Raw genomic sequence first — 24,749 nt, forward strand, 5'->3', positions numbered from 1 at the left:
TAGCCACAAGTAACCATCTGCAACTAGTTCTTTCTGACCAGAGCGGCCAAGGCGTTACGGTGGGCGGATGAACCGCACCCGCAGGTACACCGTTCGTACGCTCGCCGTGACCGCACTCCTGACGTTCGCAACCGTCTCCCCCGCCGCGGCCGTCTCGTCATCGACGTACGAGAAGCAGGTCATCACCCGCACGAACCACTTCCGCGTCGATCACGACAGGGTCAAGGTCAAGGCGCAGTCCTGCGTGGACCGCTGGGCCGAGGGCCAGGCCAGGTGGATGGCCAAGCACGGCAAGCTCGAGCACCGCAAGGGCCGCCTGCAGCAGGTCCTCGACGACTGCAAGCTCACCGGGGTGTCGGAGAACATCGCCTACGGCTACGGATCGGGCAACAAGACCGTGAACGCCTGGATGAAGTCATCCGGTCATCGCCGCAACATCCTCGCCACCAAGATGCGCTACATCGGCGTCGGCGCGGTGAAGGACGACGACGGGGTCTGGTGGGTCGCCCAGGTCTTCGGCACCCGCAAGTAGCCGGCAGCGAGCAGCTGACTCGTCGCCAAATCAGATGTCCCGGACGATTCCTCTCCCCAAACCCGGTTCCGGTGCCCTAGGCTCTGGGCCAGTTGCACGACGTTGGCCGTACGAATGAATGAGTTTCACTCTCGGGTGTCGAGTTCTTCTTGAAGGTTGGATGTACGTCGCGACCGCCACTCGCGAGAGGCGCGGGGGGTATCTCGTCAATGAGGAGCAAGACATGGCAACAGGCACCGTGAAGTGGTTCAACGCCGACAAGGGCTTCGGCTTCATTGCACCCGACGACGGCAGCGAGGACGTGTTCGCGCACTTCTCGGCCATCCAGTCGAGCGGCTACCGCTCGCTCGACGAGAACCAGAAGGTCGAGTTCGACGTCGAGCAGGGCCAGAAGGGCCTGCAGGCGGCGAACATCCGCCCGCTCTGATCAGTCCACCCATGACACAACCCCCGGAGCGCTGCTCCGGGGGTTGTGTCGTTCTCGCGGGAGAGGGACGAACGGGCTACAGGCGCCCGGCCTCGTCCCATGCACGCCGGGTGAAGTCAGTTCCCGGGCTCGACGCCAGATAGCTGACGTCACCTGAGGGCCTGGCCTCCGTGGGCGCGAGCCGGCGGGCCGGGAAGCGGCGCGAGGCCTCGGCCAGCTGGGCGGAGTCGATGTCGAAGGACGTCTCGTCCATGGCGGTCTCCCTCGGTAGGCAACGTTGACATGAGGATATCCTCATGTTTGCCCCGTGGGGACCCTTACCGGGCGGTAGGTTGCGTGTCCCCTGTCGAGGAGACTGCTGCAGGCGCGTCGCCCGACATGGTCGAGACGTTCGTGGTGGTCACGCTGATCGTGAACAGCGTGAGCAGGCCTGTGGCGACCATGAGACCGGCTGGCTTGCGCATGACGATTTACCCCCTTGGTGAACACGCTTTGCCGCACTCCACCGAGTGGGACGCGTAGACACTAGCGTCACTGGTCGGCCGGCGCTGAGAAAAAAATAAAATGATCCGATCCGTGCGTGACTCGTCAGCGTCCGTGCGTGACTCGTCAGCGTCCGTGCGTGACTCATCAGCGTCCGTGCGCGACTCGTCAGCGTCCGTGCGTGACTCGTCAGCGTTGGGTCAGACGGTGACGCGCAGGATGCGGTCGTCGCCCTTGCGGGGGTCGCCGCGACCGTCGGTGTTGCTGGTCGTGACCCACAGCGCACCGTCGGGGGCCACGGCGACCGAGCGGATGCGTCCGTGGTCACCGGCGAAGTGGGCGACCGGCGTGCCGGCCCGCTCACCGTCCAGCGGCACCTCGAACAGGCACTCCCCCTGCAACGCGCCGACGTACGCGGTCGACTTCGTGACGGCCACGCCCGACGGGGAGCACTCGTCGGTGCCCCACGTGACGACCGGGTCGATCAGCCCACGGCCGCCGCCCTTGCCCTCGACCCGCGGCCAGCCGTAGTTGCCGCCCTTCACGATCAGGTTGAGCTCGTCCGCACTCTTCTCCCCGAACTCGGCCGCCCACAGCCGCCCCTCCTGGTCAAAGGCGAGCCCCTCGATGTTGCGGTGCCCGTAGGACCAGGTCCGGTTGCCGAACGGATTGCCCTTCGCGGCCCGGCCGTCCTGGTCGATCCGCAGCACCTTGCCGGCCAGCGAGTCGCGGTCCTGCGCGAGCTCCCCGTTGCCGGAGTCGCCGGTCGAGACGAACAGGGTGCCGTCGTCCCCGAACAGCAGCCGCCCCCCGTGGTGCCGCGAGCCGATCGGGATGCCGGTGAGGATCGGCTCGACCTCACCCAGCGAGCTCCCGTCGATCGTGATGCGCACGACCCGGTCGTCGGCGGCCGTCGTCACGTACGCGAACAGGGTGCTGTCGTCGCCGGGGGCCAGCGCGATGCCCAGCAGACCCCCCTCGCCGCCGGGCACGCCGTTCGCGCCGGCGACCGATCCGAGCGTCGTGGTCCTGCCGTCGGCGCTCACCCGCACGATGCTGCCGGCGTCCCGCTGCGAGACCAGGGCGTCCCCGCCGGAGAGGAATGCGATCCCCCACGGCACGTTGAGCCCGGTGACGACGGTCCCGGCGATCCGGGGGGTGCGGGCACCAGGAGTCGACGACGCGGTCGGCGCGGGAGTCGTCGACGGATCGGACGGGGCCGGTGCCGGACGCTCGTCCCGCTCGCGGCTGCAGCCCAGCAGCGAGACGGTACCGATGGCAGCCAGCCCGGTCAGCAGTGCGCGACGTTCCATGAACAGATCATGCCGGTCACGGTCAAGTCCCGCTGCGACCGTCGGCGGCGGATCAGGCGATGCCGCTGCGCATCTGGCCGAGACGGGTGCGGTACTCGGTCGCCGGTGAGCGGTCCACGTTGAGCGGCGGATCGAGCTCGTCGACGACCTGCTGCTCGAGCTCGCGGAGCGCACCGGGCTCGGCCCCCACCCAGCACGACACCGACAGGTGCTCGAGCATCCAGTCGGTGAGTCGATCGTCGTCGAGACTCGTCATCCGCAGGTGGGCGCGCAGCACCGTCGCGAGGTTCATCCGGAACGTCGAGGACCGGGCCAGGCCGTGCAGCTGGACACGTTCGATGTGATCGCGCAGGTTGAGCACCGGATCGGCGAGCGAGTGCCAGCTGGACCCACCGACCTGACCGACGAAGATCAGGCCCGCTCGCACGGGCAGGCGCAGGCACCGGTTGAGCTCGCGGGCGCCGGCCGGATCGACGAACCAGCCGTACAAGCCCCTGCTCTGCGGCAGTCCGGAGAGGTCCGAGGCGGGCATCGCGCGGCGGGGGTCGGCCAGGGCGTGGGCGATCGATGACGCCGAGCCGATCTGGACGACCGGCGCGAGATCGGGCTCCTCCGGCTCCTGCGCGACGGGCTCCTCCGGCTCCGACGCGACGGGCTCCTCCGGCTCCTGCGCGGGCGCCGGGGGCGCACTGTGCGTGATCGAGGGGATCACGTCTCCCGACGACACGACGGCCCCGGCCTCCTGCAGACCTGCGAAGAGTGGTCCTGCGAAGGCGTTGGGCGCGTCCAGCCGGACGTGGACGCCCTCGAGGCAGCCCACGAGCGACTCGAGCCGGGTGACCACCCAGCTGGCCCACACGACCCGGTAGTCCGGATCCAGGTCGGCCAGGGTGCGCGAGTCCGGCGATATCCACTCGTTCGGCGCCACGAGACCGTGCTCGGCGGACAGCACGAACCACTCGCGACCCCACTGCTCGGCGTCGATCCGGCCGAGCTGGAAGGACATGTCGCGGTAGACCTCCTTGGCCGGTGCCGGGACGTTGACCCGCTCCCCCACGCTGCCGAGCAGGATCACGTCGGGGATGGCGGGCGTCTCGTCGTCGCTGGACTCCTCCGCGACCTCCGGGTCCTCGTCGTCGCTGTCGTCGCCGACGGCCTCGGGCGGGACGGGCGCGCTGTCGCCCGTGGCCACAGGGGGCTGTCGGCGGGCAGCCGAGGGCGCGTGCAGGTGCGCACCGTTGCCCGACATCTTGATCTTGCTGGTCGAGACGGGTGGGGGGCCGGGGTCCTCCCCCCGTTCGTCGACGGGGATGGGTGCGTACTCGCCGCGGGCCACCCGGCGGAAGACGGGCGAGCGCTGGGCGAACTGCACGTGCTTGGCGCGTCCCCCGTCGGTCAGCCCGATGAGATGGGCCCGGATCGTCGCCTCGTTGACCTCGGGGTAGTTGGTGGTGAACCAGCTGCGGACGTCCTCGTAGCGGAACACCGGCGGCATCGCGTCGGCACACCGGTGCATGATCTGCCACACAGGCCTGTCGTACTTCACGACCCAGCTCCCGTCCACGATGACGCTCCCTTGGCCCCACGGCCTGACGCAGTGCGTCGTCCACGTGTGAAGAGCAGTCACGCGCGCCGTCATGACGCGATCTGCACGACAAGTTCGCCCGGCCGCGGTTGCGCACGGGGAATGCGGGCACCCCACTGGCCGTTGTGCACGATGTACGGAGTTTTCCAGCGAGAGGCAATCATGAGCACCGTCACCCTGACCAAGGACACCATCGACGAGGCGCTCGGCGCCGAGGGCATCACACTGGTCGACTGGTGGGCATCCTGGTGCGGCCCGTGCCGCCAGTTCGCCCCCGTCTTCGAGGCCGCGAGCGAGACGCACCCGGACGTCACGTTCGGCAAGATCGACACCGAGGACCAGCAGGAGCTGGCCGCCGCCGCGCAGATCACCTCGATCCCGACCCTGATGGCGTTCCGCGACGGAGTCCTCGTGTTCTCCCAGCCCGGCGCGCTTCCGGCCGCCGGCCTCGAGCAGGTCATCCAGGCAGTCCGCGATCTCGACATGGACGACGTACGTCGCCGCGTGGCCGAGGCCGAGGCCGCCGAGACGCAGGCCTGAGGCGCGGCGAGATGATCTTCATCGTCGTCAAGTTCCGCACCAAGCCCGAGTGGACCGATCGGTGGCTGGAGCTCGTGCGCCCCTTCACCGAGGCGACCCGCGCGGAGCCCGGCAACCGGTGGTTCGACTGGTCCCGCAGCGTCGACGACCCCCACGAGTTCGTGCTCGTCGAGGCATTCGACGACGACGCCGCGGAGGCGCACGTGACGAGCGCGCACTTCCAGGAGGCCATGCAGACGATGCCGCAGGCGCTCGCCGAGACGCCCCGCATCGTCAGCCAGACCGTCGACCAGGACGGCTGGAACGAGATGGGTGAGCTGACCGTCGCCTAGGTGGCGGGCAGATCAGACGACATCGGCGTACGCCGAGGCGGTCCTCGCGATCTTCTCGGCGTACGCCGTGCTCCGGTTGTACGTCAGCACGGCTCGCGACCAGCCCGTGGAGGTGCTGAGGTCGCGGCCCGCGTGGCACAGGTAGCGACCGGCACTCAGCGCGGCGTCGTCGATGTCGTGAGGATCAGGCTCGCCGCCGCTGGCGGAGGTCCCCCACCGCTGCCACGTGGTGGGAATGAACTGCATCGGCCCGACCGCGCGGTCCCAGGTCGTGTCGCCGTCGAGCGCGCCCCCGTCGGTGTCGCGGATCGCACGGTTGCCGCCGGTCCCGTCGAGCGGCACCCCGAGGATGCGGGGAGATGCCACGCCGCTCCGGTCCAGGCGCGCACCGCCGAAGGCGCCGTGGCTGCTCTCGGAGGCGCCGATGCCGGCCAGCGTGTTCCACGCGAGACCGCAGCGCGGGTGCGAGCTCTTGAGCGACTCCGCGGCCTTGACGTACGCCGTCAGGGCCCGACGCGGGATGCCGGCCTCACGTGCCGTCCGGTTCAGGCTGTCCGGGGTGGCTGCGGGCGTCGGCCGATCGACCACCGGCAGATCCGCCCTCGGGTCGCTGTCGGGCCTGGTCACGATGATCAGGGCCAGCGCGACGGCGAGCGCCGCGACCAGCACGATCAGTGGGGTTGAGCGTCTCACCCCTTCAGTGTCCGGGCCCGGCCAAGCCTGCTGCCTCGATCTCGGGACCGCCGCCGAGCGGCACGGCGTACCGGCGCGGCAACCCCTGGTCGGGACAGCGGCCGAGCACGCGCCGCATCGCGTCGCGCTCGGCAGCGGTGACCCAGAGGCCGTAGGCCTGCTTGACCGCGATCTGCCGGGCCACGTAGCCGCACCGGAACGCAGCGCGCGGCGGCAACCACGTGGCGGCGTCCCCGCTGCCCTTGGACGCATTCGTGTGCATGTCGGTCGCGCGGAGCTCGAGGACGTCGTTGGCGAACTGCTCGCGCTTCTCCCGCGTCCACTGCTGGGCACCCTTCTGCCAGGCGTCGGACAGGGCCACGACGTGGTCGATCTGCACCGCGCGCGACGTCGTGGTGCCGCGGACGAAGTCGACGACCTCCCCGGAATAGGGAGACGTGAGGGTGCCCGTGAGCACGAGGCACCCGCGCGTGCCGGCCTTCAACGTGATGTCGCGCAGGTCGCGGCGCAGCACGTCGTTGCGCTGATCGCACCCGTTGCGGTCGAGATCTCGCCAGGCCCGGCCGAACTGCTCGCGGGAGTATCCGGTCCGCGGCGCCCGGCCTTTCACTGTGAGCTCCTCCAGGGCGCTCGCGGCCTTGCCTCGGGCCACCGGCGGCCCCGCGACGGACGGTGTGGTGGCAGAGGGCGTCGGCGTCGGCGCCTCGGTGTCACGTCCGTAGGACGTGCCGATGAGCACAAGCGCCACGACCGCCACCAGGGCCATGACGGGGCCACCTCGACGTGCAGATCCCACAGATGACCCCTCTTGCCCGACTCGACACCGGGCAGAAGTCTCACACGAGCGGTCCGGCGGCCCGCGCGTGGCCGGCCTGCGCCCGTCAGACGGTCACGAACGACCGCATGCTGATTGAGCCCATGTCGATCGAGCTGTTGAAGAACGAGATGTCCTCGCCGTCCTCGAGCAGGCTGAGCGCCGCGACCAGGGGGCGGTAGTGGTCGTCGGTGGGCACCGCGAGGCGGGCCTCGGCCCAGGTGCCGTAGGGGTCCAGGAGCTTGCCGACCTGTCGCTCACGCAACGCCTCCGCCGTGTCGGCGTCGAACTGCTCGGCCCAGTCCCAGGCCGCCCCGCCGTCCCAGCGGGCCCGGCCGAGCGCGTGCACGATGTTGCCGCTGCCGATGAACAGGACGCCGCGCCGGCGCATGGCCCGCAGGCGGCCGTAGAGCTCGTAGAGCTGCGGCAGGGGCATCGAGTAGTCGATGCTGATCTGCAGGACCGGCACCTCGGGCCGCGGGGCGAGGAACGTCAGGATGCTCCACGTGCCGTGGTCAAGACCCCACTGCTTGTCGAGCTCGGCCTCGTAGTCGACGAGCTGTCGGGCCAGCAGCTGGGCGACGTCGGTGTCGCCCACCGAGTCGTACTGCACGCGGGACAGCTCGTCGGGGAAGCCGCCGAAGTCGTAGATGATCGGATTCCTCGGGGCGTCCGTGATGTGGGTGCTCCCCGGAGTCAGCCAGTGCGCGCTCACCACGACGACCGCCTGGGCCGCAGGGAGCTCTTGGCCCATGCGGGTCCACGTGCGGGTGTAGCTGTTGTCCGAGATCGCGTGCATGGGGTTGCCGTGGCCCACGAACAGCACCGGCATGAGCGCGCTGGGGCTCAGGCGGTTGTCGAGATCGGCGATCGAGTACGTGGCCATGACGCATCCTTCAATAGTTGACGCTTCAACTATATCACCGCCCGCCGGCGCTCGTCGTCGAGATGCGTGCGGGCCCGCATCACCGCCCGGCGGGCGAGCAGCAGGGACTGCCAGTGCTCGTGGGGCACCAGGTGCCGGTTGCGCAGGTCGGTCACGAACCGGCTGATGACGCTGACCTGCATGCGCGCCTCGGCAGCAGAGGTGGGCAGCTGGTCGTCGGTGAGGAAGCCCGGCAGGCAGCGCAGCACGCCGTCGAGACCGAGCACGGTCCACAGCGCCCCGTCACGGACGAACTCGCGCTCCGCTGCCAGGAGGGTCGCGTCGTCGGGATCCAGCCACTGCGTCATGTCGTCGACGTCGAGGAAGTCGTACAGCCGCAGCCGCACGCGCGCGTAGCGACGCACGGTCTCGGCCTTGCGGCCCTCGGCCAGGCGCAGGAAGAAGTCGTCGATCAGCGGCCAGCCGGGCTCCTCGAAGTACATGCCTGCACTCAACCAGCGGGGTCGGACACTACTGCTCGAGCGCCGCCAGCACCGCAGCGGTGAACCCGTCGAACGTCACCCGGTCGGGCGTCACGGGCCGGGCGCCGAGACGTACGGCGACGACCCCCTCGCTCGGCACGACGGCCACGTACTGGTTGCCGTAGCCGAACGCCCAGAACGCGTCGGCCGGCACGTGCGGCGCGAGCCGCCCCTCGTACGGCGCGATGTCCGCGGGGAATCCGGCCTGCCGATGCACCTCGACGACCCGTCCCTCGGCGTTGACCCACCACAGCAGGCCGTACGCCGCGTTGAGCCGCGACGAGGGACTCGTCGCCTCCTGGACGAACTCGGCCGGGAGCAGGCGCCGGCCCTTCCACACGCCGTCGTTGAGCATGAGGTGGCCGATCCGGGCGAGGTCGAGGCAGGTCGACGTCATGCCCGAGAACGTCAACGCGTTGCCGGCCGGGTCGCGTCCCCACGTCGTGTCGCGCATGCCGAGCGGGTCCAGCAGCCGCTCGTCGGCGTTCGCCGCGACGTCGCTGGAGTCGTCCAGTCCGTCCAGCACCGACTCGAGGGTCTGGACCGCGGTGTTGTCGTAGACCCACGCCTCGCCCGGCTCGCGGTCCTGCCCGACCCCCACCGCGAACGCCGTCGTGTCGGCCTCGCTGCGGATCATCCGGGTGTCGGTGGCGTCGTCCCAGTGCCGGCCGGACGTCATCGCGAGCAGGTCACGCACGGTGATCGCCTCCGCCGGGCTCCCCCGCCACTGCTCGACCTGCCGGGACGCCGACTCGTCGAGGTCGACCGCGCCGTCGCCGACGTACGTGCCGACGAGCATCGCCGTCAGCGACTTCGCGATCGAGTAGACCTTGTGCTGCGCCGCGGGTGCGCCCCCGTTCCAGTACGCGTCGTGGACCAGGCGGCCGTCCTTGACGACCGCGACGCACGTCGACCCGTTCGCCGCGAGATCGGCGTCCAGCGCCTGCCAGCTCCCCTGCTCGGACCGCGCCCACTCCTTGCCGGGGTAGGTCACGGTCGGCGTCGGGGCAGGTGCGGGCGTGGGGGTCGACGAGGAGGCGGCCGGGGCGGGTCTCGTCCGCTCCTCGGCTGCCGGCGCGCTCCCGCCCGAGCACGCCGCGAGCAGCGCCAGCGTCGCGACGGCCGCGGCTGCGCGGGCCGTCACCGGCCGTCCGCGTCGGGGCCGGAGCGCCGGATCCGGATCGGTCCTCGCGCCGTGGCGAGGTCGACCGCCTCACCCTTCTGGGTGATGACGACCTGCCCGCGGTCGACGAGGCGTCCGGCCGCGTCTCGTACGGCGTCCATCAACGGGCGCCAGTCGTCCGGGGCGAGGTCGCGGGCGACGTCCGACGGGCAGATCGTGGCGGTCGGCGCGCGGGACGCGAGCAGCGCGAGGATGCGCTGCTCGAGCTCGTGGTCGGTGGGAGGCACGCACCCAGCCTCCCGTGCACGCCGCACGTCCACAAATGGTGACGTTCCTAACGGCACCGCCTCACCCGCAACTTGGACGCGTGGGCGACAATGGAGGGATGCCCTCTGCGATGGATCTGCGCCTCCTGCTGCGCTATCCGGTCGAGTTCGTCGCGAGCGAGGACCCGGCCGACTCGCGGTTCGTCTTCCACACCCCCGACGGCGACCAGACGGCCACCGCGAACGAGGCCGTCGGCCCGCTCAGCCAGGGCATCCGGGTCATGTCCGCGGACAAGTCCGTCCGCGCCTGGGCGACCCCCGCGATCCTCGCGCTGCGCATCATGGCGCGCGGTGCACTGGGCTCCCCCGACGCCACGGAGATCAACCAGCTGCAGAACGCCGGCGCCGCGATCGGTCCCAATGCGGGCGCGGGCCAGGCCTCGATCAACGCCTTCCTCAAGGCTCTCGCGGTGGACGCGCCCGCCGCGGCGTCGACCCCGCAACAGCGTCAGCCGTACGTCTCACCGCACGCCGCGCCCCAGCGCACGCGCGAGACAACCTTCTCGTGGACGCTCATCGTCTCGTTCCTGGAGGAGCCCACGCCGAGCCAGGCCGCGGTCGTACGACTGCGCGTGCATCCCCGGTCGGGATCGTTCGCGGCCTTCGACGCGGGTGACCTGTTCGGCGGCTCCTCGCACCCCATGGCCCAGGACGCCAAGGAGCCGACCGCGGCGATGCTGCGCCGGCTCGAGCCCTGGTGGGCGTCCGCCGCGACCCTGCGCGATCCGCACGCGCGCGGCGCCGTGACCGTCAGCCCCGACGATCTCGCGCGCCTCGGTGACCGCACCCTCGCACCCACGCTGATGGCCAACCGCATCGAGGTGCGCTGGCCGCCCGAGCTCGTGCGGGAGCTCACGACGTCCGCCGTCGTACAACGCCGCGAGACGCCCGGCTCCGACCGGCCCTCGGCGTTCACCCAGGGGCAGCTGTTCTCGTTCGACTGGCAGGTGGCGCTCGGCAGCGACGTGCTGTCGGCCGCCGAGCTCGATCAGCTCGCGCAGTCGCAGAGCGGGCTGCTCCGGCTGCGCGACCGCTGGGTCTTCGTGGACAAGTCACAGCTCAGCAAGGTGCTCGAGCAGCGCACCCACGACATCTCCGCCCTCGAGGCGCTGCGCGCGGCCGTGACCGGCGAGCTGGAGATCGACGGCCGCCGCACCGAGGTCGACACGGTCGGCTGGCTCGAGGACGTGCGCCGGCGCCTCGCGGTGCAGGACCGCGACATCCAGCCGGGTCGTCAGCCGAGCGATCTCGAGGGGCACCTGCGCGACTACCAGCTGCAGGGCCTGCAGTGGATGACGCAGCTGGTGGATCTCGGCCTCGGCGGCATCCTCGCCGACGACATGGGTCTCGGCAAGACCGTCATGCTGATCGCGCTGCACCTGCAGCGCGCCGTCGAGACGACCGCCCCGACCCTGGTGATCTGTCCCGCCTCGGTGCTCGGCAACTGGGAGCGCGAGATCCAGCGCTTCGCCCCCGGCGTCCCGGTCCACCGCTACCACGGTGCACGACGCACGCTCCAGGACGTCAAGGACGGCTTCCTCGTCACGACGTACGCCACGATGCGCGCGGACGCCGACCTCCTCGCCGAGCACGAGCCGGGCTGGGGACTCGTCGTGGCCGACGAGGCGCAGAACATCAAGAACCCCCACGCGCGTACCGCCCGCGCGATCCGGGACATCCCCGCGGTGGCGCGTCTCGCGCTCACCGGCACCCCGGTCGAGAACAACCTCTCCGAGCTGTGGGCGATCCTGGACTGGACCACGCCGGGGCTCCTCGGGACGTACGAGCAGTTCCGCCGCACCTGGTCGCGCGCGATCGAGTCGCGGCGCGACACCGAGCGGGCCACCGGCCTGTCGCAGCTCATCCGGCCGTTCGTGCTGCGCCGCCGCAAGTCCGATCCGGGCATCGCGCCCGAGCTGCCGCCCAAGATCGAGACCGATCACCGCATCAACCTCACCCGCGAGCAGGTCGGTCTCTACGAGGCGGTCGTGCGCAGCACCATGGCCCAGATCGAGCAGGCGCAGGGCATCCAGCGTCGGGGCCTCGTGGTCAAGCTGCTGACCCAGCTCAAGCAGATCTGCAACCACCCCGCGCAGTTCCTCCGCGAGCCGGAGTCGCGGCTCACCGGGCGCTCGGGCAAGCTCGGCGTCTTCGACGAGCTGATCGAGGAGATCGTGTCCGAGGAGGGCGCGACGCTCGTGTTCACGCAGTACGCCCAGATGGGACGCCTGCTGACCCGCCACCTCGACGAGAAGAAGATCGCCAACCAGTTCCTGCACGGCGGCACCACTGTACGCGGACGCGAGAAGATGGTGCACGAGTTCCAGGGCGGCCAGGTGCCCGTGTTCGTGCTGTCGCTGAAGGCGGCCGGTGTGGGCCTCAACCTCACCCGGGCCGACCACGTGATCCACTACGACCGGTGGTGGAACCCCGCCGTCGAGGACCAGGCGACCGACCGCGCGCACCGCATCGGGCAGACCAAGAACGTCCAGGTCCACCGCCTCATCAGCGAGGGCACGATCGAGGAGTCGATCGCCGAGCTGATCCGCTCCAAGCGGTCGCTCGCCGACGCCGTGGTCAACGGCGGCGAGGGCGCCCTCACCGAGCTCTCCGACGCCGCCCTGGCCGACCTCGTCCGCCTCAAGCGCTAGCCCCGCACCGCGCGCCGCGCCCCAGGACCGAGATTTGGCGGCTTCAGCCCGCCAAATGTCGCCGGACGCGCGATGTGGCGGGCTCAAGTCGCCACATCTCGGTCTGCGCGGGGTGGGTCAGCGGAAGCACTTCTTGAGCTGGGAGACCCGGTAGAAGTAGCCGTTGCCGATCTCGGATGGCCGGCACGGGCCGGCGAGCTTCACGGGCTGCTCGTTGTGACGGATGGTCACCAGGACCGATCCCGAGGAGTTCTTGTAGGCCGCCCACTCGATGTTGCCGGCCATGCGCCCCACGACGTAGCCGCGCCACGGATTGCTGCCGTAGGAGAATGCGGACCTCGCCTGCGTCTGGCTCCGCGGCAGCCGCATCTGCGCCGCGACCGGCATCGTCACCTCTCCGTGCGAGTGACGGAACACCGCGGCGGTCCGGCCGCCCTTGGCGCGCTGGTCGAGCCGCGCGAAGAAGTCGTCCACGACCGGATCGGCCTGCTTGAACGAGCTGCGCTCCCCCACGACGCCGGGACCGTACCGGTAGAAGTTCTGCGCGTCCTTGACCTCCGCGAGCTTCTTGGCCGCCGAGAGCGGGACGTAGTCGGCGAAGCTCACCCTGGTGTCCTGGCTCATGCCGGCACCGATGCAGTACAGGAGGTAGACGTCCAGGGCAGCGTCCACCGGATCCTTGATCGTGGCGACGTACGCGGGTCGGTAGATCCGCAGCAGCACCTTCCTGGCCGCCGCGCGCACGCTGGAGCGACGCTCGACCGCGGCGATCGCGGCCTTGCCCTTCTTGGACGAGCCGTCCTCGATCAGCAGCGACGGGTCGGTGACCTGCTTGGCATGACCGAGCTGTGGGAACGCCTTGCGCAGGCTGGTCTTCATGTAGTGCGCACTCTGCCGGGTGCGGTAGATCGGCGAGTTCGTCATCGCGACCTTGTCACCGGCCTTCACGACGCCGGCGAAGAAGTCGCCGTACGAGGCGGCGGTCCGTCGCCCGATGCCTCGCCACTCGTCCTTGCCGATGGTGCTGAGCCGCCCGTAGCCGAGCTTCTTCTCGGCCTTGCCGAACGCCCTCAGGTCGTTGTCGAACCGCTTGCCGCGCGTGGTCAGCTGGCCGCGCCGCGACGCGGTGGACCACACGGACAGCGCCCGCTTCTCGGCGTTGGGGTTCGTCATCGCGCGTGAGCCGTGGCGGGCGACGGTCTCGAGGAAGAACATCTCGTACCCGCTCGGCGGGGCGACGGTCTTCGCGCTCGCGGGGTTCCCGTACGTCGTCTGGTTCGAGTAGTAGCGGGCGTTGCTGACGTCGGCGGCCACGGACGTCGCCGGCAGCGCCACCGCGAGACCGGTGAGCAGAACGAGCAGACGCCAAGATCGCATCGTTCCACTGTAGGCCGATCAGCGGCGAAGTGGCGGGTGCAGCGTCGTGACGTCACCGAGCGTGTACGTCTTGGCGGGGCGTCCGCGTCCCTCGGAGACCACGTCGCCGGTCTCGCGGACGAATCCCTCGACCGACTGGACCTTGCGCTGGAAGTTGGCCGGGTTGAGGTGCTTGCCCCAGACGATCTCGTAGACCCGGCGCAGATCACCGATCGTGAAGACCGGTCGGCAGAAGGACGCCGCGATCGGGGTGTACTCGAGCTTGGAGCGGGCCCGTTCGATCGCGTCGGTCAGCATCTGGTGGTGGTCGAACGGCAGATCGGCGGCCAGCAGCTCGTCGACCGGCATCCAGATCGCATCGGCGTCCTTGCCCGTCGATCCCTCCGGCAAGTTGGGCAGCACCGCGAGGTAGAGGACGGCGAACGTCCTCGCGCGGGGGTCGCGGTCCGGCGCGCCGTACGTCCCGACCTGCTCGAGGTAGTCGACCTCGAGACCGGTCTCCTCGCGCAGCTCGCGCCGCGCAGCGGTCTCCAGGTCCTCGTCGAGGTGGATGAACCCGCCCGGCAGCGCGAGGCCGCCGCGATTGGGCTCCCCCGCGCGACGGATGGCCATGACCTTGAGCTGACGGTCACGGATCGTCAGCACCACGACGTCGACCGCGACGTACGCCCACGGGCGCTCCGGCGTGGACTGTGTCGTCACCGGCTCACCTCTCCACGGACAGGCGGTTGCGGGGCGTCGTGCAGGTCATCTGCTCACCAGCCTCTGGGCTTGACGACGTTGTCGGGCGCGTCGGCGAACAGGGGCGCGACGTCGGGGTCGGTGAAGCCTGCGTGCCCGCAGCCGACCCGCGTCAGCCAGAAGACCCGGTCGGGGTGGTCGGCGGCGAACTCGAGGAACCGGGCCGCGGCTCCCGCGAGGACGTCGAAGCCCTCCATCGTCGGGATCGCATAGCTGTCGCCGCGCAGTCCCTCGCTGACGCCGCGCTCGGCCCCGAACCGCTCGACCGCGAGCCGCGCGGCCCCGCCGGTGTGGCCGCCGGCCGCACCGCTGCCGAAGACGAAGACGCCTCCCGGCTCCAGGGACGTGACGGCGTCCGGGGTCGTGCGCGGCCGCGTCGTGCCGTCGTTCGCGATGCCGTAGACGGCCTCGAGCATCGGGCCGCAGTCGCGGGCGTACTCGGCCATCGCGTCCAGCGTGGTGTCGAGCACCTCGGCCGTGACGCCGTCAGGGTGCAGCCGCGCGCTCAGGAAGACAGCGCCCTCGTCACCGAGGATCACCTTCGCCCAGATCATCGCGCTGTTGAGGTGGTTGATCTCCGCCCACGCCTCGGTGGAAACCTGCGTCGCGATGCGCGTGAACACGTGGACGTGCGGTCGCGGGTCCTCCACGACTCCCACGTAGATCTGCGTGCCCTGGACGTCGATCGGCCAGTCGCCGTCGTCGTCCACCGCGAGGTGGTCGACTCCGCAGGCCTCCTTGAGGGCCTGCTCGGCGCGATCTCGCATGTCGCTGTCGCTCATGTGCACCATCTCCTTCTCCACCAATGTGCCAGACGGGTCCGCCATTATTGGTGCGAGTGAGTATTAATGTGTTGACGGGTGAGACAGGAGGTGATCGCCATGCTGACGACCCATTCCCACGATCGGGCTGCCGGGGTGCTGCTCGGACAGGCGTGCGGCGACGCGCTCGGCGTGCCGTACGAGTTCGGGCCGGCCCTGCCGGAGTCGACAGTGCCGCAGATGACCGGCGGCGGACCGTTCGGCTTCGACCCTGGAGAATACAGCGACGACACCGCCATGGCCGTGTGCATCGCCGAGGTGGCCGCGACCGGTGCCGATCTCACCTCCGACGCGGCCCTCGACGAGATCGCCGAGCGCTTCCTCGCATGGGGTGCGACCGCCAAGGACGTCGGCAACCAGACCCGCGCCGTCTTTGCCGCCACCGGACGCCGTGAGGGCCCGCGCGGCCGGGCGATGCGTGCTGCTGCCGCCGAGCACGCGGCCGAGCACCCCGGCCGGGTCGGCAACGGCGCCCTCATGCGGACGTCCGCCGTCGCGCTGACCCGTCTGGACGACCGGTCGGCGACCGCGGAGGCGGCCCGCGCCGTCGCCTCGCTGACGCACGCCGATCCCCTCGGCCTCGAGTCCTGCGTGCTGTGGACCGAGGCGATCCGGCTCGCGGTGACCACCGGCCGGCTCGACGTCCTGGCAGGTCTCGACCTCCTCGACGCCGGCAGCCGCGACCAGTGGCGCACGTGGATCGAGGCGGCGACCGACGTCGACCCGCGGACGTTCGCCAGCAACGGGTTCACGGTGTACGCCCTGCAGGCCGCGTGGGCGGCGATCACGTGGACCCCGCAGCCCGCCCTCGACCCGCAGGCCGGGACGTTCCCGGCGCAGCACTTCGCACTCGCCCTCATGAACGCGGTCCGCGCGGGCGACGACACCGACACGGTCGCTGCGATCGCCGGAGGCCTGCTCGGCGGGTACTGGGGATGGTCTGCCATCCCCGCACACTGGTCGAGGCGGGTCCACGGCTATGGCGGTCACCGCGCCCGCGGCCTGGTCACGCTGGCGCTGCGCACCGCCGACCGCGGCACCTCCAGCGACCAGGACTGGCCGGTCGGCCCGGCCATGACGTCGTGGAGCTATCGCAACGCCCCGGACGACCTCGCGACCCACCCGCACGACGATGGCGTGATGCTCGGGACCTACCGTTCCCCCGCACACGCCTGGGACGCGGTCGTGTCGCTGTGCCGGGTCGGCACGGCTGACTTCCCGGGTGTCTCGGACCGGGTCGAGATCCGGCTCATCGACTCCGACGCACCGGACGACAACCCGCACCTGGACTTCGTGCTCGCCGATGCCGCCGCCGCGATCAAGGAGCTGCGCGACGAGGGCAAGACGGTCTTCGTGCACTGCGTCGCGGCACACCAGCGGACCCCCTCGGTGGCAGTGGCGTACGCCCGGCTGCTCGGCGTCCCGGCCGAGGAGGCCCAGGCCGACGTCCGCCGGGTGCTGCCGAGACTTCGCGGGCACGGACGGCTGTGGGAGCGGGCCGCCCTCGTCAAGGCGGCCGAGCACGGCTGATCACGGATCGGCTCGCCCACCGCGGATGAGCCGCAGCGCAGGCCGCCCCGGCGCCGGCGCGTCCTGGGGCGGCTGGCCCAGCCCGCAGCGGGCCGCCTCGATCGCTGCCTCCGTCTCGTGGGCCGCGCAGCCGACGAGGTCCTGATCCAGGAGCCCCGACCGCTGGAGCCAGGCGGCCAGTCGCCCGGCCAGCATGACCTGGGCGCGGGCGTCCGTCACCGGATCGAGCAGCCAGTCGTCATCGACGAACCGACCCAGGCACGCCAGCACCTCCTCGAGGCCGAACACGCCGAAGAAGCCATCCCCTCGTGCCCGCGTCGCGGCGAGCTGGGCGTTCTCCTGCAGATCCAGGCATCTGCTCATGTCGGCCTCGGCGAGGAACTCCATCAGCCGGTCGTGCACCCGGTCATGACGCATCCGCGTCGCGAGGGAGGCACCGCGGGACTGCTGCTCGAAGAATCGGTCGAGGGCCGGGAGCGCCTGCTCGCGGCGGCTCCTCTCGGACGGACGGTTCATGCCCTCGACGCTAGGCGCCGCGAGCCCCCGCGCGTACGGCCTGCCGGACCGCTGTGGACGCACCGACAGCGCGCCCTCGGCTGTGGAGAGCCCTCTTTTGCCACGGCGACAGCCCCTACGCTGCGCGGGGTTGTTGTCGCAGGAAGCGGGCGTGACGGCGAGGCACCTGCTCGGGATCGACCCGGGGCGGTGGGACCACCTCGACCACTCCGTCCGGCGCCATGCGCGCGGACCACTCCCCCTCATGCAGCAGGTGGTGGTGGAAGTGGCACAGGAGCGCTGCGTTGTCGAGATCGGTGGGACCGTCCTCGGACCAGAAGGTCAGGTGGTGCGCCTCGCACCAGGACGGCGGCCGGTCACACCCGGCCCACACGCACCCTCGGTCGCGAGCGGCGAGGGCGAGGCGCTGATATCGGTCGTAGAGCCGCTTGGACATGCCGAGATCGGCGACCCGGGAGTCCGAGTCGAGGTAGAGAGTCACCAGGTGCGCGTTGCACGCGATCCGCTGGGCGGTGGCGACGGACACCTCGGCACCCGACGACGTCGTCGCGGTGCCGAGGCCCGAGCGGAGCTTGTCGAGGTCGACGTTGATCGTGACCGTCGCGGCGAGGCCGCCCGCCTGCGGCAGTGCGTCCTTGCGCATGTGCTCGATGAGCTCGAGGAAGGCCAGCCCGAGACGTTGAGCGTGGGGCAGGGACGTCAGGTCATCGATCGACATGGCGTGCCGGACGGCGTTCTCGGCGTTGCGCCGCGGAGCGGCGATGCCTTCGACGGCCGCACGGAGCGTGTCGGCGAACTGGTCGGGGATCACGAAGGTGCCGCGGGTGGTGCCGTCGCCTCGTGCCCGCATCGCCAGCCGGGTCGCGTCCCACGCCCGCTTCTCCTGTTCCGCCAGCTGCTTGCCCAGCACCTCGTCCGCGCCGTCGGGATCGATCACCTCCAGGACCCGGTTGGCCAGCCGCTTCAGATCGTCCAGGTTGTGGTGCCCGGCCAGCTGGATCAGGTGGGCCTCGGCGTCACCGCGCTCCTCGTCCCCGCACCAGTCGGGCAGGGCGTCGATCGCCCGCATGATGACGCCGGCCTGATCGGTCGAGATGGTCCCTGCAGCCCAGGCGGCACGCGTCGCCTCGGTGTTGCTGGTCGTGACTCGGGCGAGCCCGACCAGGCGGCCGGCCTCAGCCTTGGAGACACCGGTCAGGTCCGCGAGCCAGGCCGACGTCGACGCCGCGCCGTCCTCCTTGGGCAGCCCCATGGCCTCCGCAGCCCCGGCCAACCGGGACGCCAAGGCGTCCAGCCCTGTGCGCGTGCGCTGGACCGCGGTGGCCACCTCTCGCAGCTCTGCTGCGGTCAGTGACCACGGCTCGATGGCAGCAGCATCCTCGCTGAGTGATGACAGCTGATCGAGGAACATGGCCACTCCGATAAGGACTAGAACGTATGTTCGATCTTACTCCGCGACCCACCCCTCCCGCAAGACCTCGAGGCGACTTTTTCCTTGATATCTCAGTGTTTTTCGCGCGTCATGCGGGTGGCACTCCCAGCCTAGAGCGGCCCTCGGACAGCGTCCGGAGCGTCCTCAGCCCTTGCGGTCCGCGACGATCGCGGCGACGTTGAGGGCGGCCCAGGTGAGGGTCGCGCCGAGCACCTTCGCCTTGCCGCCCGCAGTCGTGGCCTCCGGTGTGAGAAGCGCGGCGTCCGTCAGGTCCAGCACGACCCGGGCGATCATGGCCTGCTCACGTCCCGCCTCAGTCGGGGCGAGGATCGCGAGCGCGCTGACCGCGAGGTCACGGGGTCCGAACAAGCGGGCCACGACGTCGTAGTCGGCCTGGCGCACGGGGTTGCTCGTCAGGGCCTTGCCGAGGTGGCGGGGCCTCACGAGGGCGTACACCGCGTAACCGGCGGTCGCAGCGGACAGGATCGTGCTGTAGGTCGGCTTCGTCATGCCCCGACGCTAAAGGGACGCCGGGGCGCCCGCACCCTGAGATCAGGGGCTCAGACCACCTGCGGGTACGCGACGAACAGCACGATGGCCAGGACGGCCGCCCCGAGGTAGACCGCCGACATGAACATCGCACCGAGACGCGGTCGCAGGCGGGTGATCCCGCGCAGCGCCAACGCGACGGCCGCCGCGGGCATCAGCACCCAACCGAGACCCCACCCGGTGCCGAGGACGTCGTCCGGCCAGACCCCGCCCGAGGCGCCCACCAGCGCGGCGACGGCGACGACGTACCACGGGAAGAGCATCGGGATCGAGCCCCGCAGCGCGGCACCGGCGGCCTGCCACAGACCCGCTCGCATGGGCGCGTCCACGAGCCGGTCGGGTCGTGGGCCGCCGACCGGTGGCCCACCGAGCGCCGCGAAGAACGTGTGGCGCCGCAGCAGGAGGTACGCCGTGGCGACGGCCACCGCGAGCATCCACCACGGCGTGCCAGACGCGTCACGCCACGCCGACGGCCGGTAGTCCTGGGGCACGAACGCGGTGGTCGTCCACACCAGCCCCGGCACGAGGGCGACGATGAAGGCGCTCAGCACCAGCCCGACCGCGAACGTCCCAAGCTTGCTCCAGCGGGTCACGACCGGCCCGCCGACCCCGCCCGCCACCGGCGCGGAGGGCAGCCCCCCGGCGGCGGGCACGACGCCGGTCGTGGTGCCGGTCGGCGACGCCACCGACAGCGGCTGGGGGGACAGATCGGCCGCGGCCAGTGCAGCCAGCATCTCCTCGACCGACTGGTAGCGGTGGTCGGGCTCGACCGCCATGGCTCGCTGCACCACGCCGGCCAGGGACCGGGACACCTCCGGGGCCAGCGCACGCGGATCGGGCCGCGGGTGGTTGCGGTGGGCCATCAGCTGGGCCGCCATCGTGCCCTCGAACGGCTGCTTGCCGGTGAGGCACTCGTACAACAGGCAGCCGACGGAGTAGATGTCGCTGCGCTCGTCCGAGCGCCCGTCGAACTGCTCGGGCGCCATGTAGTGCGGAGTGCCGGCGACCGTCGCGGTCGCGTCGGACGCGGCCCGGGCGATGCCGAAGTCGACGATCTTGATCGCCCCGTCGGGCGTGACGAGGACGTTCGCGGGCTTGATGTCCAGGTGGAGGATGCCCGCGTGGTGGCAGGCCGCGAGCCCCTCGAGGACACCGCGCACGACAGTCACCGCTCGCAGGCTCGGGCCCTGGGACGCGAGCAGATCGCGCAGGGACGTGCCCTCGACGAGCTCCATGACCAGGTGCGGGGTGATCTCACCGTCACCGTCGGCCATGTGGACGAGGTCGTGCACCGTGACCACGTGCGGGTGCGAGACGCGGGCGAGGGTCGCGACCTCGCGCCTGATGCGGCGCATCGCACGCGGATCGTCGGCCACGAAGTGCGAGAAGCGCTTGATCGCGACCTCGCGCTGCAGCTGGCTGTCACGGGCGCGGAAGACGACGCCGTGGTTGCCCGCCCCGATGCGTCCCAGCAGCTCGAACCGCTGCTCGACCGGGACAGTTCCCGTGCCCGTGCGGTCCGGCGCGGGCTCGGTCGTGGCCGGCGGCAGCGGCACCGGGGACGTGACCAGGGGATCTGGCATGTGGCTGATCCTCCTGCTCGGGATGGGCGGAAACCTCATCGTGACGGTTCGTCGTGCGGGTCCATTGTTCCTTGTCCCCCCTAGCGTCTCCTAGCGCCTTGAGGCGTCCTGCAGGTGCACGGTGCCGGCGGTGTCGATCGAGGCGGTGACCCGTACGCCGGCCAGGGCGATCACCGAGCCCTGGTGGATCGTGGTCCAGTCCTCGCCGTCGATGCGCCGGCCGTCGACCGTCGTGCCGTTGGTGCTGCCGAGATCCTTCACCTGCCACTGGACGCCCTGCAGGCGGATCGCGAGGTGCCGGTAGGAGACCTCCGGCTCGGCGAACGCGACAGGGCTCTCGGGCAGCCGGCCGAGCACCGTGCCGGCGCGCTCGATCGCGTATGTCCTGCCGTCGCGCTCCAGGCGCAGGCCGCTGGAGACGTTCATGGTCGGTGCGGCGTCTTCGATGTCGCGGACCAGCGCGGGGTAGTTCACGGTCGCGTCGGGGTCGAGCGCGGGCTGGATCTTGGCCGGGCGCAGCACGGGGGGCACGGCGGCCGGGCGGGGCGCGGCCGCCTCCGGGACGGCGTCCCAGCCGACGGCCGGCCTGGCCTCGCGCTGCGCGGGCTCGGCGCGACCGCTGCCGCGGGCCGGCGGGATCCAGCCGGAGCGGAGCCCGGGGTCGACCTCGACCGTCACCCGCACCTGCCGCGGAACGGCCCAGCCGCAGCGCTCGGCGTGGGCGGCGTACAGCCGGGCGCCGTCCTCGCCGAGGCGCTCGAGGTCGCCGTCGGGATCGAGTCGCTCGAGGTCCTCCGGCGCGACCCGCACGGTCAGCTCGCCGAAGGCCAGGCGCTCCCCGCTCGGCATCACGACGTGCTGCCCGGTCAGGGCACGGACGAACCGGCGGCGCAGCACCGCTGACGATCCGGTCGGGTACGACACGAGCTTCGCGGCGACCTCGGTCGCGGCGGCCTTCTTCGAGCTCGTCCCGAAGATGCTCTGCGCGATCCGCAGCCCCACGTACACGACGACCACGAAGACGACGACGATCAGCAGGTTGACGGTCAATGCGGAGAGAGTGCCCATGGCATCATCGTCAGGGTCGTCCGTGGCCGGAGTCGAGCCACGGCGGAACACGTTCCAGAGCTCACGGAGGGGTCCCGGTGCTGCACATCGCCTGGTCGGCCGGCGAGCAGTACGCCGGCGAGGCCTCGCTCGACGTGGGCGCGGCCTTCGTCCTGGCGCGACGGATGAACCTGCCGGAGCAGCAGCCCCTGGTCGCCCAGACCATCGACGGGTCGACGTACGTGTTCGTGCGCCTGCCCTACGTCAGCGACCCCGCTCTGGTCATCACCGCGACGCCCGGCCAGCCGGTCGTCCATCGTGGCCAGCGCGACAACGGCGCGATCGTCGAGCTCTCCACACCCGGTGGCGGGTCCACCACGCCCGCACCGGGGCAGAAGATCTCGCTGACCCACAGCGGGTCGCGGGTCGAGCTACGGGTCCCCGATCTGAGCTTCAGCGCCGTCGTCACGTTCGACGCGCCCGCGGCGCCCGCCCCCGACTCGGGCACGATGCAGCTGGACCTCGAGACGCTGCAGCGCTCGGACGCCTGGCTCGTGGGAGCGATCGCGGTGGCGCTCTCCCCCGAGCACGGGGTGGTCGCCCACGGCGATCTCAAGCAGGCTTTCGCGGCGTGGCGCGGCATCGAGGTGCCGAGCGACGGCTGGTTCGACCGCAATGCGTTGCGGCCCGCGATCGAGTCCCGCGGCCTCGACATGCCCGGGCCCCGTCTCAACAAGATCGTCTATCTCGTCGAGCGCTGCCGGCGCACCTCGGAGTTCCCGGCACGGCTGCTGGCCGACGTACGCGCGCGGCTGGATGCGACCAGCTGACGTCCCCACCGGGCTGAGAGAATCGAGCCATGAACTGGGACGAGCTGTGTGACGCCCTCGACGAGATCGATTCCGAGCCCCAGCGGGAGCAGCGACTCAGCGAGTACCGCCGCATGCTGGCCACCTTCGCCCCCGGGCAGGAGGGACGCGCGGAGACCCTCAGCCGCATCGCCGACGAGCTGGCCGCGGACGATCGACTAGACGAGGCCCGGTCGACGTACCAGGAGGTGCTCGACGACGGCGGCCGGACGATCCTCAGCCCGCTCGCCGGTCTCCTCGACGTCGCCCTGCAGCAGCAGGACGAGGCTCGTGTCGACGAGCTGCTCGCCCTCCTGCTCGTCCGCAGCCGGGCCGACGAGCTCGTCGTCGGCGACTACGAGTGGATCGCCGAGGCGCTCGAGGAGGCCGGCCGCCTGCGCCCCGCGCTGCGCTGGTTCACCATCCCGCTGCGCGACATCCAGCCCGGCGACCTGGACCTGATGCCGATCGTCGCGCTCGAGGGCCGGTGGCGCGTGCGCCGGGCGCTCGGCCTGCCCATCGACGCGTACGACGACGCGCGTGACGTCTGGCACGAGATCAACGACCAGGCCGAGGCGGCTACACCGTGAGGACGATCTTGCCTCGCGTGTGACCCTCCTGGCTCAGGTCCCACGCCTTCTGGGCGTCCGCGAGCGGGAACGTCGCGGCGATCTCGACCGCCAGCAAGCCGTCGTCGAACATGGCGGCCAGCTCGTCGAGATCGGTGACGTCGGGGGCCACGAAGACGTAGCGCCCGCCCATGTCCTTCACCCCGGTGTCGATGATCGAGGCGATCCGGCCGGCCGATGACTCCGCGAGGAGCTCGGGGCTGACGGCCAGGTCGGCCCCGTTCAGGTCGAGCACCGCCGTGACACCGTCCGGAGCGATCGCGCGCACCCGGTCGACCAGGCCGTCGCCGTAGACGACGGGCTCGGCCCCCAGCTCGCGCAGGTAGTCGTGGTTGGCCTCCGAGGCCGTGCCGATGACCCGCGCTTCGAGGGACCTCGCGATCTGCACCGCGAACGAGCCCACTCCTCCCGAGGCGCCGTGCACCAGGACGATGTCGCCTGCGACGACGTCGAGGACGTGGACGAGGCACTGGAACGCCGTCAGGCCGGCGAGCGGGATGGCCGCCGCCTCGGCGAAGCTCGCGTTCGCAGGCTTCTTGGTGACCGTACGGATGGGAGCGGCGACCTTCTCGGCGTACGTGCCGCCGTGCACCGCGTCCTTGCGGACGTAGCCGAACACCTCGTCGCCCGGTGCCAGGGTCGTCACCGCCGGCCCGACTGCCTCGACGACACCCGACACGTCCCAGCCCGGAGTGACCGGGAAGAACGTGTCCAGGGCACCGTCCAGGCCACCGGCGGCGACCTTCCAGTCGACCGGGTTCACCGAGGACGCCTTGACGTCGACCAGGACCCAGTCGGGGCCGATCTTGGGCTCATCGACCTCGGTGAGTGTCAGTTCTTCCCCGTACGCGCTGAAGGTCGCAGCCTTCACGCATCGCCCCGACGATCCCCGGAGATCGGCTGATCGGCCACGTCGGTGTCGACGAGCTCGTCGATCGACTCCTCGATGTCGGGTCCGGAGGTGTAGACGATCTCGTCCTCGATCGCGACGTGGTCGTCGGCCAGCAGCGGGTTGACGGCGGCGCTACCGGCCGCGGGTCCGGCCGCGGGCATGTCAGCGGGGCTGGGCGCCGAGGAGCTGGGGGTCGAGGAGCTGGGGGTCGAGCTGTGCTTGCCGGCCGGCGCGTCGTCGGAGGAGGAGGACGTCTCGGAGGAGGACGACTGGTCGTCCGAGCCCTTGAACCCGGCGTCGCGCAGGACGTCCTCGCCGCGCTCGACCACGCTCTTGATGCGGGGGTCCTCGGTGACCTTCGTGGCGGCCTCGCGGACCCGGTCCTCGGCCTGGGCGGTGGCCTGCTGCACGCGGGGGTCGGACTTCACCTGCTGGGCGGCCTGGCGGATCTGCTCGTAGCGCTCGCGGCCGGCCTTGGCCCCGAGGACGTAGCCGCCTCCGAAGGCGGTCAGGAGGGTCAGCTTCTTGAGGGGGTGCTTGAAGATGCGCATGGCCGGT

At 71.0% G+C, this 24,749-nt stretch carries 27 protein-coding genes; 8 read left to right on the forward strand and 19 right to left on the reverse strand.

What is annotated here, in order from left to right; all coding sequences use genetic code 11:
- Window positions 1–67: 67 nt before the first annotated feature.
- Both GEV26_RS10705 and cspE read left to right on the forward strand, forming a co-directional pair.
- On the forward strand, window positions 68–532 hold the full coding sequence (locus GEV26_RS10705) for a CAP domain-containing protein (RefSeq protein WP_153653061.1): 465 nt from the start codon (window positions 68–70) through the stop codon (window positions 530–532).
- 223 nt (window positions 533–755) lie between these two features.
- Window positions 756–959, forward strand: a complete 204-nt coding sequence (gene cspE, locus GEV26_RS10710; protein WP_153653062.1) for a transcription antiterminator/RNA stability regulator CspE — start codon at window positions 756–758, stop codon at window positions 957–959.
- Between the two features lie 76 nt (window positions 960–1,035).
- Here cspE and GEV26_RS10715 read toward each other — a convergent pair whose 3' ends face one another.
- The 3 genes from GEV26_RS10715 to GEV26_RS10725 all read right to left on the reverse strand — a co-directional run bounded on the left by GEV26_RS10715 (window position 1,036) and on the right by GEV26_RS10725 (window position 4,319).
- On the reverse strand, window positions 1,036–1,212 hold the full coding sequence (locus GEV26_RS10715; RefSeq protein ID WP_153653063.1) for a hypothetical protein: 177 nt from the start codon (window positions 1,210–1,212) through the stop codon (window positions 1,036–1,038).
- A 430-nt stretch (window positions 1,213–1,642) separates the two neighbouring features.
- A complete protein-coding gene (locus GEV26_RS10720; protein ID WP_153653064.1) occupies window positions 1,643–2,755 on the reverse strand; it encodes a PQQ-dependent sugar dehydrogenase in 1,113 nt (370 codons plus the stop codon).
- Window positions 2,756–2,807: 52 nt separating this feature from the next.
- Window positions 2,808–4,319, reverse strand: a complete 1,512-nt coding sequence (locus GEV26_RS10725) for a DUF7669 domain-containing protein (RefSeq protein WP_153653065.1) — start codon at window positions 4,317–4,319, stop codon at window positions 2,808–2,810.
- A 183-nt stretch (window positions 4,320–4,502) separates the two neighbouring features.
- On the opposite strand from GEV26_RS10725, the gene trxA reads away from it, so the two are divergent.
- Window positions 4,503–4,880, forward strand: a complete 378-nt coding sequence (gene trxA, locus GEV26_RS10730) for a thioredoxin (protein WP_153653066.1) — start codon at window positions 4,503–4,505, stop codon at window positions 4,878–4,880.
- Between the two features lie 11 nt (window positions 4,881–4,891).
- The gene (locus GEV26_RS10735) at window positions 4,892–5,212 is read left to right on the forward strand and encodes a putative quinol monooxygenase (RefSeq protein WP_153653067.1); all 321 of its coding nucleotides are present in this window, start codon (window positions 4,892–4,894) and stop codon (window positions 5,210–5,212) included.
- Window positions 5,213–5,224: 12 nt separating this feature from the next.
- Here GEV26_RS10735 and GEV26_RS10740 read toward each other — a convergent pair whose 3' ends face one another.
- From GEV26_RS10740 to GEV26_RS10765, 6 genes are all read right to left on the reverse strand, one after another.
- Window positions 5,225–5,905, reverse strand: a complete 681-nt coding sequence (locus tag GEV26_RS10740; RefSeq protein WP_153653068.1) for a lytic transglycosylase domain-containing protein — start codon at window positions 5,903–5,905, stop codon at window positions 5,225–5,227.
- 4 nt (window positions 5,906–5,909) lie between these two features.
- Window positions 5,910–6,701 carry an HNH endonuclease family protein gene (locus tag GEV26_RS10745; protein ID WP_243838703.1) on the reverse strand — a complete coding sequence of 264 codons (792 nt, stop codon included), beginning with the start codon at window positions 6,699–6,701 and terminating at the stop codon, window positions 5,910–5,912.
- A gap of 85 nt (window positions 6,702–6,786) precedes the next feature.
- Window positions 6,787–7,605 (reverse strand): dioxygenase family protein, encoded by an 819-nt coding sequence (locus GEV26_RS10750; protein WP_153653069.1) that lies wholly within the window; start codon window positions 7,603–7,605, stop codon window positions 6,787–6,789.
- A 29-nt stretch (window positions 7,606–7,634) separates the two neighbouring features.
- Window positions 7,635–8,087, reverse strand: coding sequence for a hypothetical protein (locus tag GEV26_RS10755; RefSeq protein ID WP_153653070.1), 453 nt, complete (start codon window positions 8,085–8,087; stop codon window positions 7,635–7,637).
- A gap of 28 nt (window positions 8,088–8,115) precedes the next feature.
- On the reverse strand, window positions 8,116–9,270 hold the full coding sequence (locus GEV26_RS10760) for a serine hydrolase domain-containing protein (protein WP_153653071.1): 1,155 nt from the start codon (window positions 9,268–9,270) through the stop codon (window positions 8,116–8,118).
- The gene (locus tag GEV26_RS10765) at window positions 9,267–9,536 is read right to left on the reverse strand and encodes a DUF3253 domain-containing protein (RefSeq protein WP_153653072.1); all 270 of its coding nucleotides are present in this window, start codon (window positions 9,534–9,536) and stop codon (window positions 9,267–9,269) included. The genes GEV26_RS10760 and GEV26_RS10765 overlap by 4 nt, the downstream gene beginning before the upstream one ends.
- Window positions 9,537–9,634: 98 nt before the next feature.
- On the opposite strand from GEV26_RS10765, the gene GEV26_RS10770 reads away from it, so the two are divergent.
- On the forward strand, window positions 9,635–12,226 hold the full coding sequence (locus tag GEV26_RS10770; protein WP_153653073.1) for a DEAD/DEAH box helicase: 2,592 nt from the start codon (window positions 9,635–9,637) through the stop codon (window positions 12,224–12,226).
- 117 nt (window positions 12,227–12,343) lie between these two features.
- Here the strand turns inward: GEV26_RS10770 and GEV26_RS10775 are convergent, their stop codons facing one another.
- From GEV26_RS10775 to GEV26_RS17980, 3 genes are read right to left on the reverse strand one after another with little or no spacing between them, the layout of a single operon-like run.
- The gene (locus GEV26_RS10775) at window positions 12,344–13,603 is read right to left on the reverse strand and encodes a histidine-type phosphatase (RefSeq protein ID WP_153653074.1); all 1,260 of its coding nucleotides are present in this window, start codon (window positions 13,601–13,603) and stop codon (window positions 12,344–12,346) included.
- A gap of 18 nt (window positions 13,604–13,621) precedes the next feature.
- Window positions 13,622–14,305, reverse strand: a complete 684-nt coding sequence (locus GEV26_RS10780) for an NUDIX hydrolase (protein ID WP_243838705.1) — start codon at window positions 14,303–14,305, stop codon at window positions 13,622–13,624.
- Between the two features lie 53 nt (window positions 14,306–14,358).
- Window positions 14,359–15,126, reverse strand: a complete 768-nt coding sequence (locus tag GEV26_RS17980; RefSeq protein ID WP_208430766.1) for an A1S_2505 family phage non-structural protein — start codon at window positions 15,124–15,126, stop codon at window positions 14,359–14,361.
- A 99-nt stretch (window positions 15,127–15,225) separates the two neighbouring features.
- Here GEV26_RS17980 and GEV26_RS10790 point away from each other — a divergent pair, with 99 nt between their 5' ends.
- Window positions 15,226–16,695: an ADP-ribosylglycohydrolase family protein gene (locus GEV26_RS10790; RefSeq protein WP_153653075.1), complete on the forward strand. Its 1,470-nt coding sequence runs from the start codon at window positions 15,226–15,228 to the stop codon at window positions 16,693–16,695.
- Here the strand turns inward: GEV26_RS10790 and GEV26_RS10795 are convergent, their stop codons facing one another.
- The 5 genes from GEV26_RS10795 to GEV26_RS10815 all read right to left on the reverse strand — a co-directional run bounded on the left by GEV26_RS10795 (window position 16,696) and on the right by GEV26_RS10815 (window position 21,843).
- On the reverse strand, window positions 16,696–17,211 hold the full coding sequence (locus GEV26_RS10795; protein WP_153653076.1) for a hypothetical protein: 516 nt from the start codon (window positions 17,209–17,211) through the stop codon (window positions 16,696–16,698). It lies immediately after the preceding gene.
- Between the two features lie 115 nt (window positions 17,212–17,326).
- Complete coding sequence (locus GEV26_RS10800) at window positions 17,327–18,622, reverse strand: HNH endonuclease signature motif containing protein (protein ID WP_153653077.1); 1,296 nt, start codon at window positions 18,620–18,622, stop codon at window positions 17,327–17,329.
- Between the two features lie 165 nt (window positions 18,623–18,787).
- On the reverse strand, window positions 18,788–19,153 hold the full coding sequence (locus tag GEV26_RS10805; protein WP_153653078.1) for a hypothetical protein: 366 nt from the start codon (window positions 19,151–19,153) through the stop codon (window positions 18,788–18,790).
- Between the two features lie 50 nt (window positions 19,154–19,203).
- Window positions 19,204–20,775, reverse strand: a complete 1,572-nt coding sequence (locus tag GEV26_RS10810; RefSeq protein WP_194839823.1) for a serine/threonine-protein kinase — start codon at window positions 20,773–20,775, stop codon at window positions 19,204–19,206.
- A gap of 90 nt (window positions 20,776–20,865) precedes the next feature.
- Entirely contained in the window at window positions 20,866–21,843 is a 978-nt protein-coding gene (locus GEV26_RS10815) for an FhaA domain-containing protein (RefSeq protein WP_153653080.1), read from the reverse strand.
- A 77-nt stretch (window positions 21,844–21,920) separates the two neighbouring features.
- Here GEV26_RS10815 and GEV26_RS10820 point away from each other — a divergent pair, with 77 nt between their 5' ends.
- Both GEV26_RS10820 and GEV26_RS10825 read left to right on the forward strand, forming a co-directional pair.
- Window positions 21,921–22,652 (forward strand): hypothetical protein, encoded by a 732-nt coding sequence (locus tag GEV26_RS10820; protein WP_153653081.1) that lies wholly within the window; start codon window positions 21,921–21,923, stop codon window positions 22,650–22,652.
- 29 nt (window positions 22,653–22,681) lie between these two features.
- A complete protein-coding gene (locus GEV26_RS10825; protein ID WP_153653082.1) occupies window positions 22,682–23,260 on the forward strand; it encodes a hypothetical protein in 579 nt (192 codons plus the stop codon).
- Here the strand turns inward: GEV26_RS10825 and GEV26_RS10830 are convergent.
- A complete protein-coding gene (locus tag GEV26_RS10830) occupies window positions 23,250–24,170 on the reverse strand; it encodes an NADP-dependent oxidoreductase (RefSeq protein WP_153653083.1) in 921 nt (306 codons plus the stop codon). The two genes, GEV26_RS10825 and GEV26_RS10830, sit on opposite strands and share 11 nt — an antisense overlap.
- Window positions 24,167–24,742 (reverse strand): hypothetical protein, encoded by a 576-nt coding sequence (locus GEV26_RS10835; RefSeq protein ID WP_153653084.1) that lies wholly within the window; start codon window positions 24,740–24,742, stop codon window positions 24,167–24,169. The genes GEV26_RS10830 and GEV26_RS10835 overlap by 4 nt, the downstream gene beginning before the upstream one ends.
- Window positions 24,743–24,749: the final 7 nt, after the last annotated feature.

The sequence above is a fragment of the Aeromicrobium yanjiei genome, assembly GCF_009649075.1.
GTDB classification, from domain to species: domain Bacteria; phylum Actinomycetota; class Actinomycetes; order Propionibacteriales; family Nocardioidaceae; genus Aeromicrobium; species Aeromicrobium yanjiei.

Excerpts from the sequence above, each read along its gene's own strand:
- GEV26_RS10705 (WP_153653061.1), top strand. The coding sequence starts at position 68 with ATGAACCGCACCCGCAGGTACACCGTTCGTACGCTCGCCGTGACCGCA.
- cspE (WP_153653062.1), top strand. The coding sequence starts at position 756 with ATGGCAACAGGCACCGTGAAGTGGTTCAACGCCGACAAGGGCTTCGGC.
- GEV26_RS10715 (WP_153653063.1), bottom strand. The coding sequence starts at position 1,212 with ATGGACGAGACGTCCTTCGACATCGACTCCGCCCAGCTGGCCGAGGCC.
- GEV26_RS10720 (WP_153653064.1), bottom strand. The coding sequence starts at position 2,755 with ATGGAACGTCGCGCACTGCTGACCGGGCTGGCTGCCATCGGTACCGTC.
- trxA (WP_153653066.1), top strand. The coding sequence starts at position 4,503 with ATGAGCACCGTCACCCTGACCAAGGACACCATCGACGAGGCGCTCGGC.
- GEV26_RS10735 (WP_153653067.1), top strand. The coding sequence starts at position 4,892 with ATGATCTTCATCGTCGTCAAGTTCCGCACCAAGCCCGAGTGGACCGAT.
- GEV26_RS10750 (WP_153653069.1), bottom strand. The coding sequence starts at position 7,605 with ATGGCCACGTACTCGATCGCCGATCTCGACAACCGCCTGAGCCCCAGC.
- GEV26_RS10755 (WP_153653070.1), bottom strand. The coding sequence starts at position 8,087 with ATGTACTTCGAGGAGCCCGGCTGGCCGCTGATCGACGACTTCTTCCTG.
- GEV26_RS10770 (WP_153653073.1), top strand. The coding sequence starts at position 9,635 with ATGCCCTCTGCGATGGATCTGCGCCTCCTGCTGCGCTATCCGGTCGAG.
- GEV26_RS10775 (WP_153653074.1), bottom strand. The coding sequence starts at position 13,603 with ATGCGATCTTGGCGTCTGCTCGTTCTGCTCACCGGTCTCGCGGTGGCG.
- GEV26_RS17980 (WP_208430766.1), bottom strand. The coding sequence starts at position 15,126 with ATGAGCGACAGCGACATGCGAGATCGCGCCGAGCAGGCCCTCAAGGAG.
- GEV26_RS10790 (WP_153653075.1), top strand. The coding sequence starts at position 15,226 with ATGCTGACGACCCATTCCCACGATCGGGCTGCCGGGGTGCTGCTCGGA.
- GEV26_RS10795 (WP_153653076.1), bottom strand. The coding sequence starts at position 17,211 with ATGAACCGTCCGTCCGAGAGGAGCCGCCGCGAGCAGGCGCTCCCGGCC.
- GEV26_RS10800 (WP_153653077.1), bottom strand. The coding sequence starts at position 18,622 with ATGTTCCTCGATCAGCTGTCATCACTCAGCGAGGATGCTGCTGCCATC.
- GEV26_RS10805 (WP_153653078.1), bottom strand. The coding sequence starts at position 19,153 with ATGACGAAGCCGACCTACAGCACGATCCTGTCCGCTGCGACCGCCGGT.
- GEV26_RS10810 (WP_194839823.1), bottom strand. The coding sequence starts at position 20,775 with ATGCCAGATCCCCTGGTCACGTCCCCGGTGCCGCTGCCGCCGGCCACG.
- GEV26_RS10815 (WP_153653080.1), bottom strand. The coding sequence starts at position 21,843 with ATGGGCACTCTCTCCGCATTGACCGTCAACCTGCTGATCGTCGTCGTC.
- GEV26_RS10825 (WP_153653082.1), top strand. The coding sequence starts at position 22,682 with ATGAACTGGGACGAGCTGTGTGACGCCCTCGACGAGATCGATTCCGAG.
- GEV26_RS10835 (WP_153653084.1), bottom strand. The coding sequence starts at position 24,742 with ATGCGCATCTTCAAGCACCCCCTCAAGAAGCTGACCCTCCTGACCGCC.